The following is a 19,236-nucleotide window of genomic DNA, read 5'->3' as shown; positions in this document are numbered from 1 at the left end:
GCCATCACACCCCTTACTGTTTTGCCGGAATTTATTTGTTTCTCTTTGCAAGTAATTCATCAATGGCATCTACAAGACTTCCGATTTCAGGTTTGGTCAGCTGTGCATCTGCACCAAGCGACTCCCCTTTTCTTCTCATTTCCTCATTTACAAGAGAGGAGAAAATGATAACCGGAAGATGTTTCAGTTTGTCATCTGATTTGATCAGCTTCGTAAGACGATGTCCGTCCATCTGGGGCATTTCAATATCGGTAATGACACAATGAACGTTCTCGTCCAATGTCCCCGCCTTTTCAAATTCCTGAATCTTGTCCCATGCTTCCTGTCCATTACATGTAACAATCAGTTTTTCGTATCCTGCTTTTTTCAGGCAGTCCGTAATCAGACTGCTCAGCAACGGAGAATCCTCTGCAATCAGAATTGGATCCTCGCTCCGGCTTCTCTCCCCAATCTGTTCAATATCATTGACCCTGAGACCGGTTTCCGGACTGATGGATGATACAATTGCCTCAAAGTCAAGAATAACAACCAGTTTTCCGTCCATCTTGATCACACCAGTTGCAACACTTCCGTCTTCTCCATTAATCGTAGAATCCGGTTTGATGATCTCATTCCATGATACACGGTGAATTCCTACCACCTGATCCACATGAAATGCCACATCAAGTTTATTAAAATTCGTGATAATAAACAGACCTTCCTGTCCATCATCCTCCATGCCAAGACACTTTTTTAGATTGATGACCGTAATCATCACCTCGCGCGGCATAAAAATGCCTTCTACACTCGGATGTGTATTCGGTACAGGAGTAACCTTCTGGTATGACAAAATCTCCCTGATCTTTGCCACATTGATTCCGTAATGATTATCTCCTAATGTAAACTCTAAAATTTCTAATTCGTTCGTCCCTGACTCTAACAGAATATTTGTATCCATATACGTCCTCCCGTACTTTTCTGTATTGGTAACCCCTTATGTTTATTATATCATATTTTGTAAAATTTGGGGGCATTTATTTGTATTTCAGAGAATAAATTGTATCTTTTATTTCTGCATACAGTGTCTCACCCGAAATTTTATCAGCCTGGTCTTTCGGAATCTGAAACAGTAAAACCGCTGTTTTCTTCTTTCCGCCCCTGATGGTTTCCCCATAAGAGGAAAGACTTCTGGTTCCGAGCGAAGCAGTCTCCTTTATCCTGTTTTTTCCGTCAAAACATGCATAAAATGTAATACCGAGTTTTTCTGTATCCAGCCTGACCTTTTTCTTTCCCTTATTTTTAATTTCAAACTTCATCACAACAAGTTTGTTTCCATCCTCAGGAGTTACTGCAAAATAGTCTCCCTCCTGATAGATATTCTGAACCCTGTATCCTTTGTAAGAAACGGTCAGACCCGATGCATGTCCGATTGCCTCGGCGATCGGCATCGTCTCCATCTCCTGTGTCTGGGTTTCTCCCATGGCATCTGACGCCATGTTGTTGTCCGTACTCTGGGTATTCTGGCTCTCCGGCATCTGGCTGTCCTGTTTTTGTGTTTCCTGTGTCTCTTCGGATGAAGCGGCTGTCATTCCGTCTTTCTGCTCAATATTATACTTTGCAAGAATATGCGCCGAATACTGCACGACCAGATTTTCTTCGTCCTCTGACAAATCATACATCTGGGTTCCACAGCCTCCCAACAGGAGTATTGCTGCCACTGCCATCACAGGCAGACTTATTTTCTTTTTCATGCTCTTTTACCCTCTTGTCACTTTTGCCCTATAATCTATGTTTTATGGTATCATATTCTGAAAAATAAGACAATCTTTTCTTTGCATTAATTATTGGTCTCCAATTCCATCCAAAACTCCACACCGTCCGGGTGATTGACTGCACCGCATTTCTGATGAAAAGAATCCATGATTGCCTTGACAATGGACAATCCGATTCCGCTTCCACCATATTCACGTGTTCTTGCTTTGTCTACTTTATAGAATTTCACCCAGATCTTGTCAAGATCCTCTTCGGGAATCGGGTCACCGGTATTAAACACACTCGTACGTACCAGATGGTCATGTTTTTGAAAACGAATGGTAATCTTTTTTTCTCCTGCCGCATGGTTCATGGCATTGGTCAGGAAATTCGTAATCACCTCTTCCACCTTAAACTCATCCCCCCAGACATATACCGGACCTTCCCTGTAAAATTCGATATTCACCTGTTTTTGTGCCGCCATAATGGATGCAGACTGGATCACACCGTCAATCAGCTCCGTGATATCAAACCGTGTCATTTCCACGGTATCATTGCCAAACTCCAGCTGATTGAGGGTCAGCAGCTGCTTTACCATATGATTCATCTTTTCCGATTCATCCATAATCACATCACAGTAAAAATCACGGCTCTCTGCATCATCATTGATGCATTCTTTTAATCCTTCCGCATATCCCTGTATGAGTGCCAACGGTGTTTTCAGCTCGTGTGAAACATTCGAAAGAAATTCTTTTCTCATTTCATCGATCTGTTCTTTTTTCTCGATATCCTGCTGCAGGCTGACGTTTGCTGTCTTTAGTTCCGAAATCGTCTCTTCCAGTGTCTCCGACAATTCATTCATGGAATTTCCAAGTTCATCAATTTCCCGGCTCACATGACGTACCGGTATATACTTTGCATCAAAATCCAGCTGTGTCATCCTTCTTGCGATATCGGATAAGGCATGGATCGGATGGGAAATCCCTTTCGAGAGAACGATGATCAGAATCACGCTTAAGATGATGGCTCCCATGCTCACCATTACAAAAAACTGGTTTGTTATGCTCGCACTTTCCCGAATGCTTTCCACCGCCGCACGCATGTAAAGATTGTTTCCATTTTTTAAAGTTCCCAGAAGAACCAGATACTCCGACTGCAGCCGTTCATCGGTCTGCCGAAGCAGCGTATAATCCTTTCCGGATGAAAGCACCTGCACACGGCTGCGGTCACTTCCATACAGCCAATCCTCCATCTGCATCTGAAAACGCTGTGCACTGCTGTAGGAACTCCATATCAGGTTTCTGTCCTGATCTGCAATAAGCATATTGATATTTCCGTTTGCACAGATTCTCTCGAACTGCACATACGCATCATCACTGGAATCCCCCTGCTTTTCACAAATCAGCCTTACCTGGTCAAAACTGCTCTTTAACTCTTTTTCCTTATGAAAAATATAATATTTTTCCAAAAAAGTGGTATTAAAAAACCAGCACATCGCAACCGTTCCCGCAACAATGACAACCATCGTCAAAATCAGCTGCCACGTCAGGGAAGTCTTTTGTTTCTTTTCCATTTAGGACACCTCAAACTTGTAACCCATTCCCCATACGGTTTTTATATAACTTCCACATGCCCCGAGTTTATTTCTCAGTTTTTTTACATGTGTATCAATCGTCCGTGCATCCCCAAAATAGTCATAATTCCACACACTGTTTAAAATGCGTTCCCTCGAGAGGGCAATCCCCTGATTATTCATAAAATATTCCAGCAGTTCAAACTCCTTGAAACTGAGTTCTACCGGATTTCCCGAAATTTTCACCTCGTGTGCTGTCTTATCCAGAATAATCTCTCCTGCCGTCTTAAAATCGGCCGCATCACCGATCTTATTCGTCCGGCGCAGAATCGCTTCGACACGTGCCACAAGAATTTTCGGTGAAAACGGTTTGGTTATATATTCATCAACTCCAAGGTCAAATCCCATAAGTTCATCACTCTCATCACTTTTGGCCGTGAGCATGATGATCGGGACTTTGGATGTCTGACGGATTTCCCTGCAGACTTCCCAGCCGTTCATCTTTGGCATCATCACATCCAGAATCAGCAAAGCGATCGCTTTGTCTTTATAAAAAATATCCAGTGCTTCCTCTCCATCTGCTGCTTCTAAGACTTCATAGTTCTGCCGGGTCAAAAAATCCCGCACCAGCTTCCTCATCCGGCTCTCATCATCTACCACAAGGATCTTCACTTTTTCCATCTCTATTCTGCCTCCTGTTCCGTCAGTCTCAATTCCCTCTCCTCAAGCTGGCTTTCCCGTTCATCCAGCTGTTTTTCCCAGATTTCGTATTTATCAATCACCTTATTTTCATAGTTTAAAATCGTCACATTATCTTCGCTGAGCCACGTAATCACAAGCATCCCAATGATGCCAAGTGCAAAAACAACTGCGAAAAATGTACTGATGTGAAACAGTTTCTGATAATCCCGGTTCTTCTTCCGGCGGTTTTTACTGACCACATGCTCTTTGTTTTTCTGTCTTTTTTTCTTCTGCTTTATTTCCTCTTTGCTTCTTTTTTCTTTCGAAACCATTCCTTCTGGTTCATACACCGTGATCGGAAGAATATCTTCTCTCCGGATATAGGGAATGGTATACAGATATTCCTGAAGCCTGTGCAAAAAATCATATCCGACCGGCGTGACAAAAATTTCTTTTAACACCAGTTTGTTATATAACGCCAGCACAATATCCGGATCATCCATTCTCGTATTTTTCCGGATATACCCGATGATCTCTACCTCATGTTTTGCTGTATGTTCCTGTTCTTTTGTTTCAAATGCGTAGCCTTCTACCTGATACATAACTTATCCTCTACCATTTATAAGCACTGCTGGCATCCCGTTCGGCGATTTCGCCGTCCTGATATGCCTGAATCAGTTTTTTCAGTTCCTCAATGCGGATCATCATGCGCTTACCAACGTCTGTATCACCCACCAGAATACGTTTATCCCGGTATTCCACTGCTTCCTGATGCGATACAATATCCAGTTCATCTCTTACCGCCTCGTTTGACCAGTCAAACGGTTCATGGGCAGAAAGCGTCAGTCCATAAGAATTGTACGTCAGTGTATATCCTGCAATTCCCGTTTTTCTCCGGTATGTTTTTGAAAATCCACCGTCGATCAGGATCAGTTTTCCATTACACTTGACCGGATTTTCGCCGGCAATGCGCTCTACCGGGACATGTCCATTGATGATATGCACAAAATCCCCCGTCAGCCCGAATTCTTTAAGTATATTATCTGCCGTTTCCTCTTTGTCAAACAAATGATAATACGCATTCTTACTCTCATGATGCATGGACTTGTCCGCAAGAAAATACCGCTCAAACGTTGCCATCTTACTCCGTCCGTACAAAGGAGAATCCGGTGCCGTCCAGATATACCACATGATATCCCTTCCTTTTTCCCTTTCTTTTTCATCCAGAGAGAAAAATGCCTTGCGGACATAGGATTCCAGCACATCATAGAGTGCTTTTCCACTGTATTCCCTGCCATATACATTTACCTTCTTAAATGTCCCATCCGGATTCAGCGGCACACATCCATGATAAAGCAGATTTCCGTTGTAGACTTTATACATGCTGCCCCGTTTTAGCAGAAGCCGCACATGGCGCTGCAGTTTCTCACAGTGTATAAACGAGGTGCGCAGCCGGTTCATGACTTCCTGTTCCTCAGGTGTCAGATCATACGGATGTTCCGGATCAATGGTAGGAAAACTGGTATCCAGCATGTCATAGGTTTTTCCATCAATTTCCACTGTTTTGTTCTCGTAATTAATACGGTGCAGCAGACAGCGGTTTTCCATACCATACTCCGGCCATTTGTGGATCAGCTGTCCTTCCAGTTTAAACCTTATGATGGCAATTGCCTTATGCATTTTCCGGTTCATCAGCGTTTCTTTCTTGCTGCGTTCCTCATCCGTGGAATCTTTCAGTATAAACTGTCTGCACGGATCATCGCGGTAAGCATCCATGGCAAATGTTGCAAGCGGAACCATATTGATGCCATAACCATCCTCAATCAGATCCAGATTCCCATACCGGATACTTGTCCGGATTACAGATGCAATGCAGGCAAGCTGCCCGGCTGCTGCCCCCATCCATACCATATCGTGATTCCCCCACTGGATATCAAACGAATGATATTGTTCCAGCTGATCCATAATCCGGTCCGGTGACGGACCGCGGTCATACACATCCCCGAGAATATGCAGATGATCAATGACCAGCCTCTGCACCAGTTCCGCCAGTGCCACAATAAAATTATCTGCCTGCCCAAGTTCCAGAATGGTGTTGATAATTGCCTCGTAATAGGCCTCTTTATTCAAAACCTCCTGCTTTTCCGTAATCAGTTCCTCGATTACATACGCATAATCCTCCGGCAGCGCCTTGCGCACTTTGGATCTGGTGTATTTGGAAGATACTGTCTTACACACCTCGATCAGCCGGTACAGTGTGATCTTATACCAGTTCTCGATATCGTCCTCGGTCTGACGCACCAGCTCGATTTTTTTCTGTGGATAATAAATCAGTGTTGCCAGAGACATCTTATCTGCCGTACTTAACGTATGCCCGAATACGTCATCAATCTTTTTGCGGACGGCTCCAGACCCGTTTCTCAATACGTGGGAAAACGCTTTAAATTCCCCATGTATATCCGACAAAAAATGTTCCGTGCCTTTTGGCAGATATAAAATAGACTGCAGATTGATAATTTCCGTAGATGCTTTTCCAATCGTCGGATACAGTTCTGCAAGCTGTTCATAATAATGTAACCGTTGTTTTTCCACTTATAATACCCCTTTTCATGAGCATACATCCGCTCATTATTCCTATGAAACAGTTTACCATAATTTCCTGCTTTTGTGCACTCGTTCACATAAAAAACAAAAAAAGAACTGTATGCCGGACGCATCAGTTCCCTTTTATGTATTTATCCTATACCTTTCGTTTTTCCCCTTTCTTTTTATTTTGACTGAATTTGACTTTTTATTTACATATTGATTATATCTTTCCTATTTTCTCAATTCGGGGCTAAATTTTTTTATATTTCCGGCGACTTTTGTCGGTCAGGGGTCAGAAATGGTCCTTATCCGGAAACGCGATATGTCATTTGACCTTTTTAACGTTTATTATTATAATAAATTTGATATTTCATTCGGAGGTGATGGTTCATGCTGACACGCGAACAATTATCCAGAAATCTTGGAACAAATCTGGAAAGAGAGCGCTTTAAACTCGGCTATTCACAGCAGGATATGGCAAAAGCACTGGATATGTCCCTTTCCTCGTACAAAAGACTTGCCAATGGGGATACCGGAAAAGTCGATGTCTATAACGTATATAAGCTCAGCCAGCTTACCGGAAAGATGTTCTATGAATTATGTGGCGAATCCTCTGATTTATTCCAGACCTATGACCGCATGCGCAGTCTTTCGCCTACACAGTTACATTTTATTGAATCCCTTGTACAGTTTGAATTCGATTTTTCCAGAAATCTGGAAACGGTTCCATCGGTTTCCCGCGAGGACTATACCACTATGATCATTCCAAGTGGAAACATGCACGATGGAATGGTGTATGATTCCTGTTCTCTCGAAAAAATCAATATTTCCGGATACCGCAAACGCTATGGAAACCAGATTGATTGTGCACTTCTTGTCACAAGTGATCATATGTCCCCTGTCTATCATGCAAATGATATTTTATTAATCGCTCGGGATCCCATACGTGATGGCGACACCGGTATTTTTATTAACAAAGTGACCGGTCTTCTTTACATCCGCCGCCTTCGCCAGACAGATCCCTGGCGCTTAGAACCTCTCACCTATTACGGACAGACGTTTTATATCGACAGTAATAACGCATCGGAGATGTCCCACTGGATTATCTTTGGTCACGTTATTTCCAAAACCCGTGGATAATTCTTATTCATGCACAACAAAAGGCGCCATCAGATACTTCTGATGACGCCTAATGATTTTCACACTCCATTGGACTGCTCCTCACTTCATCTTTTGTTCTATATCCATTCTTCTTTTGTTTACCGAAATGACGTTCTGGACAAATCACCTTTTATCCGTTCCTCTTTGTCCGCTCTCTTTTGTACTCTGTCACTGGTTTCCATTCCCGAATGTTTATTCTTTCATCAAGTGAAGCCTGATGACCTGTGTTTGGTTGCTCCCTGCCAATGGCTTATGTTCCCTTTGGACTGTACCTCCTTACATTAGATTTCACGTCCAGGGCTTTCTCGTCACCCTTCGTGATGGCTGCTTGTTTTTTGTTGTCTTAAATATAACACGCATTTTACATTATGTCAACCTGTTTTTTTATTTCTTTTTATTTTTCCTTTACATTTCTCATAATTGTCTGTTTTATTATATTTTTTCAGATAATTTATTTTTTTAAAAAAGAACGTGCTTTCGCACGCTCTCTTTTTGTATTTATGCCGGCATAGCCAGATAGTATCCCTGAAACAGATCCACTCCCAAAGACCGTAAAAAATCACACTCTTCTCTTGTCTCCACACCTTCCGCAAGCACCTGCATTCCTCTTTCATGGAAACTTTCCAGATATGTACGGACGTTCTCCTGTTTTCTGGCATCGTTGTCAATTCCACAGATCAGGGAGCGGTCCAGTTTTACGATATCCGGTGTATACAGATATACAGCATTCATATTGTTTTCACCCATGCCAAAATCATCCAGCGATACCTTCCAGTGCTTATTCTGGACCATCTCACTTTTTCTGACCCACTCGCGCAGGGAAACTTTCGGATACTCTAAAATCTCAATGATCCTTTTTCCTTTCTGGTTTCCAAAATAAGTATCAAATGCTTCTGCCTCATTCTCCGTAAAACTTTCCGATGGGAAAGAATTGATACAGAGATATTCCTGATATCCCCGCTCAATATACGCCTGTGTTGCACCAAAAAAAGTGGCAACTTCCAGTATATGCAGTTTCTCATCCCTGGCAAATTCATCAATCAGCTGCCCCACCGTCATCTTCTTTGGTCTCATCAACGCTTCATATGCATATATTCTCACACAATCTTTATAAAAGATCGGCTGGAACACATATTCAATCTCAAGTCCTTCTAAAGCTGCCTTCACTTCATTGTCCAGCGGTAATTTTTCATATGCTATCATAAATCTGCTCCAAATTTTTTACTTCTGTTTTTTATCTACTAATTTTTAAAAGAATGGATCGGAGCCGGAATACGTCCTGTACGGTTGATAAAGTCATCACAGGAGTATTTGTTTACCGGCATAACCGGGGCATATCCAAACAATCCTCCAAATTCCACTCTGTCTCCCACACCTTTTCCCACAGCCGGAATCAGACGTGCAGCGGTTGTCTTCTGGTTCACCATTCCGATTGCCATCTCGTCTGCAATCATTCCGGAAATGGTTGTTGCCTTTGTATCTCCCGGGATGGCGATCATATCCAGGCCTACCGAACATACACAGGTCATTGCCTCTAATTTTTCAAGGGAAATTGCGCCTGCCTCTACCGCGTTGATCATCCCCTGATCCTCGCTGACCGGAATAAAAGCACCACTTAAACCACCCACATAAGAAGAAGCCATCACGCCGCCCTTCTTTACCTGATCATTGAGCATGGCAAGTGCTGCAGTGGTTCCCGGTGCACCTGCATACTCCAGACCGCACTCACAGAGAATATCCGCAACACTGTCTCCGATTGCCGGAGTCGGTGCCAGGGAAAGATCCACGATACCAAACGGAATGTTTAACATCTTAGATGCCTCCTGTGCCACCAGCTGGCCGACACGGGTAACCTTAAATGCCGTCTTTTTGATCGTCTCACAGAGAACCTCAAAATTCTCTCCGCGTACTTTTTCCAGCGCATTTTTTACAACACCCGGTCCGCTGACTCCGACATTGATGATCGCATCTGCCTCGGTCACTCCGTGGAAAGCTCCTGCCATAAACGGATTATCGTCCGGTGCATTGCAAAAGACCACCAGCTTCATGCAGTCTGCAGAATCGTTGTCCTTTGAAATTTCTGCCGTCTGAAGAATAATCTCGCCCATAAGCCGTACTGCGTCCATGTTAATTCCCGTCTTGGTGGATGCCAGGTTTACGGAACTGCATACACGTTCAGTACTGTGCAGTGCCTGTGGAATAGAACGGATCAGAAGTTCATCCGCTTTCGTCATTCCTTTAGATACCAGTGCGGAATATCCGCCGATCAGATTGACGCCGACCGTCTTTGCTGCACGATCCATAGTTGCGGCGATTGTAGCAAAATCCTCCGGTGTCTTACAAGCCGAACCGCCCACCAGCGCAATTGGTGTCACAGAAATTCTCTTATTTACGATTGGAATGGAATAACTTTTTTCAATCTTTTCTCCGGTCGCTACCAGATCTTTTGCCACGGTTGTAATCTTGTTGTAAATATTCTGATTCAGACGATCCAGATCCGAATCAATACAGTCAAGAAGACTGATCCCGAGTGTGATGGTTCTCACATCCAGATTCTCCTTCTCGATCATTTCGTTGGTTTCCTGTACTTCCCAGCTGTTAATCATTCTTTGCTTCCTCCATGTTTTAGATACGATGCATTTTTTCAAAAATTTCTTCGCGCTGGCATTTGATTGAAACGCCTATTTTTTCTCCCAATGCATCCATTTCTCCGGAAATCTCTGCAAAGTGCTTCTTTGCATCTGCCATATCCACAATCATCATCATATTAAAAAATCCAGAAACAATCGTCTGTGAAATATCAAGCACGTTTACGCCGTTGTCAGCAAGATAAGTACATACCTTTGCAATAATACCGACGGTATCTTTTCCTACTACTGTAATGATTGCTTTGTCCATTGTTTTTTCCATAATATAAACTCTCCTTTTTACTCTGCACGAATTACAGGCGAAACCGCATTTCTTTTTGCCACATACATCGGGAAATCATCCGCTTTGTACGGATTATCCCCCATCGTAACTTCCAGACGCACTGCTTCATACGCCAGTTCCTCGTAATTATTTTCCTTGCTTAAATGGCCCAGTACCACTGTGCCGAATTTATCATGAAGAAGTTCACAGAGCAGCTGGCCGCTCCGCTCATTCGACAGATGTCCCCTGTTTCCCATAATCCTGCGTTTCAGCGGATAAGGGTATACGCCCGTTTCAAGCATATGAATATCATGATTTGCCTCCAGCAGCAAAGTATCAAGTCCCTGCAGCTGCTGCACAATCTCATCATCATAATTTCCCAGATCGGTTACTACCGCAAAGGTACGGTTTCCTTTTTTTATCCGGTATGCCACAGGATCCGCCGCATCATGTGAGATATGGATCGGGGTAATCGTCAGGTCTCCGATTACAAAATCTTCCTGCGGAACAATTTCATGAAATAATTCCGGGTCGATCTTTCCCACAGACGGCGTGTTCTTAATGGCTTCAATGGTTCCTGCCGTCGCATACATCGGCAGCCCATATCTTCTTGCCATAACACCAAGTCCCGCGATATGATCCAGATGTTCATGTGTAACCAGAATCCCATCCATATCCTGACTCTTTAAATCTACCTCGTTTAATCCATTCTCAATCCGCTTTCCGCTGATCCCCGCATCAATTAACACATGGTGGTTGTCCGAGCCTACACAGATACAGTTTCCACTGCTGCCACTTGCAATACTGCATAATTCTAACATACTATTTCTCTTTCCAGTAAATTTCTACCCGGTCTCCATTATTAAGCGGCTGGGAAAATTCAGCTTCCATGCCATTTACAAGCGTTGCAATTGCACGTCCGTTTCCGGCGTTGAGATCAAACGTGATCCGGTCAAAAACATCCACAAATATGTAATCTTCTTTTCCCGTAAGTTCCACCGTCTCGCCATTTACCGTGACAACACAGACCGTATCTTTTTTCTCCGACTCAGCCGCCTTGGCCTCCCCGGAGGTTTCCGGAGTCATTTCTTCCCGCGATATTTCCGCGGAATCTGTAACCCCCTCTGTTGCATTATACCGATTCTCACTCTCTGACGCAACCCCGAAGCTTAACGGTGTCCAGTCAATGGAGAAATTTTCGTATACCAGGGTCTCCATCCCCGCTTCCCTGTTATTGACCAGAATTTCACTGTCCGGGTCAATTTCCACGTCCATAAATTCTGCAATCTGTGCAACGGTATAAAAATTCCGGGTCTCGATGGAATCTCCCTCCTGAATTTCATAGGAATCCGGTTCAAGGCTTCCGTTTACCTCGACAAATTTCGGACATACCACGTTCTGTCCATTGATCACAAACGAAATCACGGACTCGTGATACTCCGGAAGCTGTCCGATGGTATACACCGCATTATCTCCTGCCGTTGATGGCTCAATCGTAATATCGGAATTTGGCTCCAGCGGTGTGTTGATATTTGCCGGTTGGCCATTCATCGTCACTATGGCGGCCTCCCCAGCCTCTCCTCTTGCGATTCTTGCGCCTCCATTCACGGTGAAATTGATCGGCATTCCGCGTTTCGGAAACAGCTGGTCATTCGGAAATCCCGCCTGCATTGCCGCATCCACAATGGTAAGTCTGTTATTATCATACAGTTTCAGGCGTTCTCCGTTGAAGCGGACCATAATAAAATTATTTTTCTGTTCATAATAATTCAGGCAGATTCCAATCGGTGTGACAAGCAGCGGATCTTTTTTGATATCTTCCTGCTCAAATGTCACTTCTTTAAGCACTTCTTCGCCTCTTAATGCCACACGCTCCGTCGGCAGATCCAGATGCCCGGCAAGTTTTTCCGTAAATCCGTGAATCTTTCCGCCACCACCGACAACAAAGCAGGCGCTTACGGTTTTATCCCCATTCAGTTCCTTGATCTTTGCAGCCACCTCGGAAGTAATCTTCTCCACCGTCGGGGCAACCAGCTCCCAGATCTCCTTGGATGGAATGGTATGGGAAATACTCATAATATCCTCATATGTCACTTCATCCTCACTCGAAGATGCCAGTTTCATTTTCTCTGCAGTCTGAAAATCAACCAGATACTGCTGCACGATCAGCTCGGTCAGTTCATCCCCTGCATATGGAATCATACCATAAGCTATGATACTTCCCTCTCTGGTGATGGAAATATCTGATGTTCCCGCTCCGACATCGACCAGCGCAATATTTAACATCCGGAAATTTTCAGGGATTGCCACATTGATCGCCGCAATTGGCTCCAGTGTCATATTGGCAACCGTCATTTTAGCCTGACCGACTGCGGAATACAGCCCGTCCACAACATCTTCCGGCAAAAATGTTACGATAATGTCCTCACCGATTTTATTTGCTTTATGTCCTTCAATACTGATAAATACTTCTTCGTTTAAATAATATTTCACAACCGAATATCCGACACAGTAAAACTTATATTTTGTGTCATTCTGTTCCCGCAAAATATCCTGTGCCTGCTCTACCCCCAGAAGATTTAATGTGTGGATATCTTCTCCTGTGACGACCGACTCCTCCGCATACTCATACTCCACATGCGTAGTGACGGTTTTTAACACACGGCCGGCGGCTGCAATACACACTTCCGAAAGCGGTGCATCCAGCTGCGCCTCCAGCTCTGCTTTTACAGCGGAAATCGTACGCGCCACTTTTCCAATATCATGAATCTGTCCATCCAGCATGGACCGTGTCTCATGCTGTCTGACATACTGTGCCTCTACAATAAAGGCTCCATCTTCTGTCCGGTGTCCGACCGTTCCCACCACATTGCGGGTTCCTATATCCAAACCAAATACGTTATTCATATGCTTCTCTCCTCAGCGCTTCCTCTGTCTGTGTCAGTGTTTCTTCCAGTGTCCCGTTATTATCTATTACCACCCGGCAGTGTCTGCGGTATTCCTCCTCGCTCAGCTGGCTGGCAAAAATCCGGTCCACATGTGCATCGGAATACCCTCTTGATGCCTTCAGACGAGCTCTCCGGTTTTCTTCTGTAGTATAAATATACCAGAGTTCATCACAGATTTCATCATAATGTTCCTCGATCAGAAGTGCAGCTTCCAAAACCAGCAGAAAAAGTTTTCCAGCCCGTTCCTCTGCCTCTTTCTGCTGCAGAACATATTCCCGGACCGCCGGATGTACAATGGCATTCAGTTCTTCTCTTTTCCGGTCATCGGAAAAGATGACAGCTGCAAGCTGCGCACGGTCAAACGATCCGTCCGGCTGGTAAATGTCTTCCCCGGCAAATTTTTCTTTTAACTTTTGAAAACATTCCGTCCCCGGCTGCATCAGATCATGTGCAATCTCATCTGCCAGCATAACCCTGATACCCGGCTTTGACGCAAGATGTGCGAGTATGGCAGATTTTCCTGCTCCCACCCCTCCTGTAATTCCAATAAACCGCATTCCATCACCTCCCGGGTTTGTTCCTTTTCGTATATTTTTCTTAATGAGCCTCATACCAGTCCTGTCCGCATGCCGTACCGACGGCAAGTTCCACTTTCAGATCGGCTGCTTTTTGCATTTCTTCTTCCAAAAGTGCAATGACCTTTTCCTTTTCTTCCTCCGCAGTCTCAATCAACAGTTCATCATGTACCTGCAAAATCAGACGCGAACGGAAAGGTTCCCGGATCAGACGGTCATGTACCCGGATCATGGCAATTTTGATAATATCCGCCGCCGTTCCCTGAATCGGGGCATTCATGGCGACACGCTCGCCAAACTGTCTTGTCATAAAATTACCCGATGACAGCTCCGGAATCGGACGGATGCGTCCAAACAAAGTTCTTGTATATCCCTTTTCCTTTGCCTGTGCTACGGTGTTGTCCAGAAATTCTTTGATCCTCGGATATGTTTCAAAATAGCTGTCGATAAATCCCTGCGCTTCTTTGGTTCCTATATTTAAATCCTGACTCAGTCCATAGGCACTGATGCCGTATACAATTCCAAAGTTTACAGCCTTGGCATTTCTTCTCTGTAAGTCTGTCACTTCATCAAATGGTACATGAAATACTTTGGATGCCGTACTTCGATGAATGTCCTGATTTTCGCGGAACGCCTCAATCAGCTGCTCATCACCGGACATATGTGCCAAAAGCCGCAATTCAATCTGTGAATAGTCGGAATCGACAAACAAATCTCCCGGCATTGGATGAAATACTTTTCTTATCATCTTTCCAAGTTCCATCCGGATCGGGATATTCTGCAGATTCGGATCTGTACTGCTCAATCGCCCGGTTGCCGTGATCGTCTGATGGAACGTTGTATGGATTTTTCCGGTTGCATCAATAAAGTTTGACAGACCATCTGCATAGGTAGATTTAAGTTTGGAAAGTTTCCGGTATTCCAGAATATCTGCAACAATCGGATAATCTCCAGCAAGTTTTTCCAAGACTTCTGCAGAAGTCGAAAAACCGGTCTTTGTCTTTTTTCCATTCGGAAGCTGCATCTTTTCGAAAAGAATCACGCCGAGCTGTTTCGGAGAATTTATGTTAAACGTCTCTCCCGCTTCCTCATAAATTTTCTGTTCCAGTTCCCCGATGGAAACCGACAGTTTCTGACCATACTCTTTTAATGCATTGGCATCGATACAGATTCCATCCTGTTCCATATCCGATAAGACAAACACCAGAGGCATCTCGATTTCGCGCATCAGCTGCTCCATCCCATGTTCCTTAAGTCCTTCCTTAAGAACTGCGGCTGATTTCCATGTAATATAAGATTCCCAGCAGGCATACCGGAGCACATCCGCTTCCTTTTCCGTGATGACATCCCCCGGCATCTGTTTGCCAAGCAGATCTGTTCTCGACGGAATCATCAGTCCCAGATAGTCTTTTGCAATATCCTCGTATGGATACGCTCCCTTGAGTGGATTGAGCAGGTATGCTGCAATCGTACGGTCAAAAAAACGGGTTCTCATTTCTTCCGGTACATTGTGCAGATCAAAAGCAGCCAGCGCCGGCTTTAAATCTGCCGCATACAGTTCCTGTCGTTCCAGCAGATCCTGTTTTAATTTTTCTGCCGGAAGTTCCTGTGAAGCCACCATAAGATAATTGTCTTCTTCCGAAAACGAAATGGCAAGCCCGGCAAATTTCTGTTCCTCTGCGGTATCAAACAGGGAAAGCTGCTGGTTTTGTACTCCCTGCTCCACCACATAAAAGCCTGCCGCTTTTCCCTCGGCTTTTTTCCAGATCCGGTCTGCCGTCTTCTGATCCTTTACGATCTGAAAACTTTCTTCCGCATGGTTTTTTGGTGCGTCCACGGTAAACCGGTTCAAAAGATTTTTAAATTCGAGTCTCTTACACAGCAAATAGGCTTCCTCTGTATACAGAGAAGCCTTTCCGTCTATCTTTGCATTGGCAAAATCATAATCCACCGGAACATCTGTGATGATGGTTGCAAGTTCTTTGCTCATCACTGCCTGATCCCAGTATTCTACAATATTTTTGGATGCACGCGGTGGCTTTACCACATCCGCATGTGCATGAACTTCCTCAATGCATCCATACTGTCCGATCAGCGCAGTCGCTGTTTTTTCTCCAATTCCCGGCACACCCGGAATATTGTCTGCCGTATCCCCCATCAGGGCTTTTACGTCGATAAATTCCTTCGGTGTCACCTGATACCGTTCTTTGACATCTGCCGCCAGATAATCTTCAATCTCTGTTCCGGTACGCTTCGTCTTTGGAATACGAATCCTGACATGATCCGTAGCAAGCTGCAACAGATCGCGGTCCCCGGATACGACAGAAACTTCCATCCCGGCACGCTCTCCCATTCCGGCAAGTGTACCGAGAAGATCATCGGCTTCGTATCCTTCCATCTCAATGGTACAGACCCCCATCGCCGCAAGCATTTCTTTCATCAGCGGAACCTGCTGCCGCAGGGCATCATCCATCGGTTTTCGTGTTCCCTTATATGCCTCATACATTTTATGACGAAAAGTTGGTGCATGAACATCAAATGCAACCGTCAGATAATCCGGCTGTTCCTCCTCTAATATTTTAAAAAGAATATTCAAGAATCCGTACACGGCATTGGTATGCAGACCTTCGGAATTTGTCAGATCCGGCAGTCCAAAAAATGCACGGTTTAATATGCTGTGTCCATCAATCAGCACCAGCTTTTCACTCATTACTTTACATTTCCTTCCCGGCCACGGTTTATATTGCCCGTGTTGCCTCCTTCAGCCATGCCAGTTCCTCTCCCTGCAGATACGGGGAAACAACTTTGTATACATTGGCATGGTAATCATTCAGACGTTTCTTTTCAACCTCCGTCATCTGTTTCGGATCGATAGCATCCAGATCAAACGGAACATAGGTCAGATTTTCAAAATACATAAACTGACCATATTCATTTTTTTCGCCTTTTTGGCATACTAATTCGTTTTCCAGACGTATTCCGTATTTTCCTTCGATATAAATTCCCGGTTCATCCGTAGTTACCATTCCTTCTTCAAAAACAGCTCCCCCCGGACGATCCTCAGTTCCTTTATAGCGGAATGCATTCGGTCCTTCATGCACATTGAGCACATATCCCACACCGTGTCCGGTCCCGTGTTTAAAGTCAAGTCCGGCTTCCCAGAACGGTTCACGCGCGATAATATCAAGATTCATCCCGCTGCATCCATACAGGAAACGGGCATTTGCCAGATTCATATTGGATCTGCATACACGGGTAAAATCCGCTTTCATCTCTTCTGTCACCGGTCCGAGTGCAAATGTTCTCGTAATATCTGTCGTACCTTCCAGATAATGTCCTCCGGAATCCACCAGAAGAAGTCCCTCCGGTTTCAGTGGAACATCACTTTCCGGTGTTGCTGCATAATGTACGATTGCTCCATGATCCGCATACCCGCAGATCGTATCAAAGCTCAAATCCAGCAGGCCTTCCTGTTCTCTGCGGAGACTCTCCAGATAATCCGATGCGGAAATTTCCGTCATTGGAATTTTCCCCACATTTTTCTTCAGCCAGTACATGAATCTGCACATTGCCACTGCATCTTTTACATGGGCTTTTCTCGTATTGGAAATCTCTGTCTCATTTTTGACAGCTTTCATCTCCAGCGTCGGATCTTCTGCATCTATTATCTGTGCAGACTCCGGCAGATTATTACATATTTTTGTATTAACCACAGCGCGATTAAGCAGAATCGTCTGATTCTCCAGTGTTTTTACATACTCATAAAATGCCTCATACGGACGCGTGGTAATTCCATTCTTCTGCAGATATTCCCGCAGGGTATCATCGGCACCTTCTTCCTGCAGGAACCAGATGCACTGTTCCTGTGTCAATGCCAGGTAGGAAAGAACAACCGGTACATAACTGATGTCATTTCCACGTACATTCAAAAGCCACGCAATATCATACAAAGAAGCCAGCAAATGCACCTCTGCACCTTTTTCCTTCATTTTTTCACGGACTGCGGCAAGCTTATCTTTTGTACTTCTTCCACTGTATGCTTCATCCAGAATCCACACAGGTTCTTTGGACATCGGCGGACGATCTTTCCAGATCTGTCCGATCAGATCCTCCTGTACATAAAGTTTTCCGTGTTTCTTTTCTGCGATCTGCTGCAGTTTTGCACCCCATCTTCCATTGACAACCCTTCCGTCAAATCCGATGGTTTCTCCCTCTTTCAGCGTCTGTTCCACATATTCATCAACCGTAGGAACATGTTCCTCTCCCATACGGTACAGTGTGACCGTTGTTCCTTCTAACTGTTTTGCCGCCTGCACAAAATATCTTCCGTCTGTCCACAGTCCGGCCTTAGTCCGTGTAATCACTGCTGTTCCGGCCGAACCGGTAAATCCGGTAATAAATCTTCTTGCTTTAAAATATTCTCCAACATACTCCGATTCATGAAAATCAGCGGTTGGCACAATATAAACTGCAATGTCCCTTTTTTCCATTTCCTGTCTGAGCGCAGCAAGTCTTTCCGGTATCATTGCATGTCCTCCTTCATCTCAAAAAATTTCGTATCAAGTTCTGGATAAGAACGTTTCAGGGAAATCGGTTTTCCGGAACGGTTCAAAAAGCAGTGGCTGCTTCTCGCCGTCGTCCGCAGTTCTCCGGTTTCCTTGTCCGTCATCACATACTCGACTTCCATCTTAATTCCGTTATATTTCACCAGCTTCGTCTGAATCACAACGGTATCATCAAAATGTACCATACTGTGATACTCTACCGCAATGGATAAAACTGGACTGATAATTTCCATTTCTTCCATCTGTTTATAGCTCAGCCCCATCTGATCCATCAGATCCATTCTCGCTTCTTCCATCCATTTCACATAATTGCTGTGATGAATGATGCCCATCTGATCCGTTTCGTAATATTTTGCATGATGTTCATACGGGCGTAATTTTATACCGGTCTGTTGTCCGGCAACCTGTATCTCGTTTCTCATATCAGACACCTCCTGTACAGAAACTTAACATCTATATTATGCCACAAGCAGACCAGAAATTCAATGAAGTTTCATGGTTTCCCG

The 19,236-nt window shown here is 44.4% G+C and carries 16 protein-coding genes; 1 reads left to right on the top strand and 15 read right to left on the bottom strand.

All coding sequences use genetic code 11. The features are described from left to right. Positions 1 to 31 precede the first annotated feature (31 nt). From DXD06_RS08140 to DXD06_RS08115, 6 genes are all read right to left on the bottom strand, one after another. Positions 32 to 937, bottom strand: coding sequence for a chemotaxis protein (locus tag DXD06_RS08140; protein WP_022046472.1), 906 nt, complete (start codon positions 935 to 937; stop codon positions 32 to 34). A gap of 76 nt (positions 938 to 1,013) precedes the next feature. Then, positions 1,014 to 1,730, bottom strand: coding sequence for a DUF4352 domain-containing protein (locus DXD06_RS08135; protein WP_117831297.1), 717 nt, complete (start codon positions 1,728 to 1,730; stop codon positions 1,014 to 1,016). An 86-nt stretch (positions 1,731 to 1,816) separates the two neighbouring features. After that, positions 1,817 to 3,304, bottom strand: a complete 1,488-nt coding sequence (locus DXD06_RS08130; RefSeq protein ID WP_117831296.1) for a sensor histidine kinase — start codon at positions 3,302 to 3,304, stop codon at positions 1,817 to 1,819. Further along, positions 3,305 to 3,985, bottom strand: coding sequence for a response regulator transcription factor (locus DXD06_RS08125; protein ID WP_117831295.1), 681 nt, complete (start codon positions 3,983 to 3,985; stop codon positions 3,305 to 3,307). A 2-nt stretch (positions 3,986 to 3,987) separates the two neighbouring features. Beyond that, the gene (locus DXD06_RS08120) at positions 3,988 to 4,587 is read right to left on the bottom strand and encodes a hypothetical protein (RefSeq protein WP_055068228.1); all 600 of its coding nucleotides are present in this window, start codon (positions 4,585 to 4,587) and stop codon (positions 3,988 to 3,990) included. A gap of 10 nt (positions 4,588 to 4,597) precedes the next feature. Beyond that, positions 4,598 to 6,577 (bottom strand): fructose-1,6-bisphosphatase, encoded by a 1,980-nt coding sequence (locus DXD06_RS08115; protein WP_117831294.1) that lies wholly within the window; start codon positions 6,575 to 6,577, stop codon positions 4,598 to 4,600. Positions 6,578 to 6,961: 384 nt separating this feature from the next. Here DXD06_RS08115 and DXD06_RS08110 point away from each other — a divergent pair, with 384 nt between their 5' ends. Then, positions 6,962 to 7,711: a helix-turn-helix domain-containing protein gene (locus DXD06_RS08110; RefSeq protein ID WP_117831293.1), complete on the top strand. Its 750-nt coding sequence runs from the start codon at positions 6,962 to 6,964 to the stop codon at positions 7,709 to 7,711. Positions 7,712 to 8,230: 519 nt separating this feature from the next. On the opposite strand, the gene DXD06_RS08105 is transcribed toward DXD06_RS08110, so the two are convergent. From DXD06_RS08105 to DXD06_RS08065, 9 genes are read right to left on the bottom strand one after another with little or no spacing between them, the layout of a single operon-like run. After that, positions 8,231 to 8,935, bottom strand: a complete 705-nt coding sequence (locus DXD06_RS08105) for an EAL domain-containing protein (RefSeq protein WP_022046479.1) — start codon at positions 8,933 to 8,935, stop codon at positions 8,231 to 8,233. Positions 8,936 to 8,973: 38 nt separating this feature from the next. After that, positions 8,974 to 10,338 carry a PFL family protein gene (locus DXD06_RS08100; protein ID WP_022046480.1) on the bottom strand — a complete coding sequence of 455 codons (1,365 nt, stop codon included), beginning with the start codon at positions 10,336 to 10,338 and terminating at the stop codon, positions 8,974 to 8,976. Between the two features lie 19 nt (positions 10,339 to 10,357). Continuing rightward, positions 10,358 to 10,642 carry an ACT domain-containing protein gene (locus DXD06_RS08095; protein WP_022046481.1) on the bottom strand — a complete coding sequence of 95 codons (285 nt, stop codon included), beginning with the start codon at positions 10,640 to 10,642 and terminating at the stop codon, positions 10,358 to 10,360. Between the two features lie 17 nt (positions 10,643 to 10,659). Further along, a complete protein-coding gene (locus DXD06_RS08090) occupies positions 10,660 to 11,463 on the bottom strand; it encodes an MBL fold metallo-hydrolase (RefSeq protein WP_117831292.1) in 804 nt (267 codons plus the stop codon). A 1-nt stretch (position 11,464) separates the two neighbouring features. Then, positions 11,465 to 13,549 carry a cell division protein FtsA gene (locus DXD06_RS08085; RefSeq protein ID WP_055068226.1) on the bottom strand — a complete coding sequence of 695 codons (2,085 nt, stop codon included), beginning with the start codon at positions 13,547 to 13,549 and terminating at the stop codon, positions 11,465 to 11,467. Further along, a complete protein-coding gene (coaE, locus tag DXD06_RS08080) occupies positions 13,542 to 14,147 on the bottom strand; it encodes a dephospho-CoA kinase (RefSeq protein ID WP_022046484.1) in 606 nt (201 codons plus the stop codon). Before coaE ends, DXD06_RS08085 begins: the two co-directional genes overlap by 8 nt. Before the next feature lie 40 nt (positions 14,148 to 14,187). Then, positions 14,188 to 16,875: a DNA polymerase I gene (polA, locus tag DXD06_RS08075; protein WP_117831291.1), complete on the bottom strand. Its 2,688-nt coding sequence runs from the start codon at positions 16,873 to 16,875 to the stop codon at positions 14,188 to 14,190. Between the two features lie 28 nt (positions 16,876 to 16,903). Next, positions 16,904 to 18,691, bottom strand: a complete 1,788-nt coding sequence (locus DXD06_RS08070) for an aminopeptidase P family protein (RefSeq protein ID WP_117831290.1) — start codon at positions 18,689 to 18,691, stop codon at positions 16,904 to 16,906. After that, positions 18,688 to 19,152: an acyl-CoA thioesterase gene (locus DXD06_RS08065; protein WP_022046487.1), complete on the bottom strand. Its 465-nt coding sequence runs from the start codon at positions 19,150 to 19,152 to the stop codon at positions 18,688 to 18,690. Before DXD06_RS08065 ends, DXD06_RS08070 begins: the two co-directional genes overlap by 4 nt. Positions 19,153 to 19,236 lie beyond the last annotated feature (84 nt).

It is taken from the genome of Roseburia sp. TF10-5, from assembly GCF_003462365.1.
Lineage (GTDB): Bacteria > Bacillota > Clostridia > Lachnospirales > Lachnospiraceae > Roseburia > Roseburia faecis.
This window is presented reverse-complemented; position numbering and strand designations above follow the sequence as displayed.

Bases quoted from the DNA above. Each gene is read 5' to 3' on its own strand.
- DXD06_RS08140 (WP_022046472.1), bottom strand. From the start codon at position 937: ATGGATACAAATATTCTGTTAGAGTCAGGGACGAACGAATTAGAAATT.
- DXD06_RS08095 (WP_022046481.1), bottom strand. From the start codon at position 10,642: ATGGAAAAAACAATGGACAAAGCAATCATTACAGTAGTAGGAAAAGAT.
- DXD06_RS08135 (WP_117831297.1), bottom strand. From the start codon at position 1,730: ATGAAAAAGAAAATAAGTCTGCCTGTGATGGCAGTGGCAGCAATACTC.
- DXD06_RS08105 (WP_022046479.1), bottom strand. From the start codon at position 8,935: ATGATAGCATATGAAAAATTACCGCTGGACAATGAAGTGAAGGCAGCT.
- DXD06_RS08090 (WP_117831292.1), bottom strand. From the start codon at position 11,463: ATGTTAGAATTATGCAGTATTGCAAGTGGCAGCAGTGGAAACTGTATC.
- DXD06_RS08125 (WP_117831295.1), bottom strand. From the start codon at position 3,985: ATGGAAAAAGTGAAGATCCTTGTGGTAGATGATGAGAGCCGGATGAGG.
- DXD06_RS08065 (WP_022046487.1), bottom strand. From the start codon at position 19,152: ATGAGAAACGAGATACAGGTTGCCGGACAACAGACCGGTATAAAATTA.
- coaE (WP_022046484.1), bottom strand. From the start codon at position 14,147: ATGCGGTTTATTGGAATTACAGGAGGGGTGGGAGCAGGAAAATCTGCC.
- DXD06_RS08100 (WP_022046480.1), bottom strand. From the start codon at position 10,338: ATGATTAACAGCTGGGAAGTACAGGAAACCAACGAAATGATCGAGAAG.
- DXD06_RS08110 (WP_117831293.1), top strand. From the start codon at position 6,962: ATGCTGACACGCGAACAATTATCCAGAAATCTTGGAACAAATCTGGAA.
- DXD06_RS08120 (WP_055068228.1), bottom strand. From the start codon at position 4,587: ATGTATCAGGTAGAAGGCTACGCATTTGAAACAAAAGAACAGGAACAT.
- polA (WP_117831291.1), bottom strand. From the start codon at position 16,875: ATGAGTGAAAAGCTGGTGCTGATTGATGGACACAGCATATTAAACCGT.
- DXD06_RS08085 (WP_055068226.1), bottom strand. From the start codon at position 13,549: ATGAATAACGTATTTGGTTTGGATATAGGAACCCGCAATGTGGTGGGA.
- DXD06_RS08070 (WP_117831290.1), bottom strand. From the start codon at position 18,691: ATGATACCGGAAAGACTTGCTGCGCTCAGACAGGAAATGGAAAAAAGG.
- DXD06_RS08130 (WP_117831296.1), bottom strand. From the start codon at position 3,304: ATGGAAAAGAAACAAAAGACTTCCCTGACGTGGCAGCTGATTTTGACG.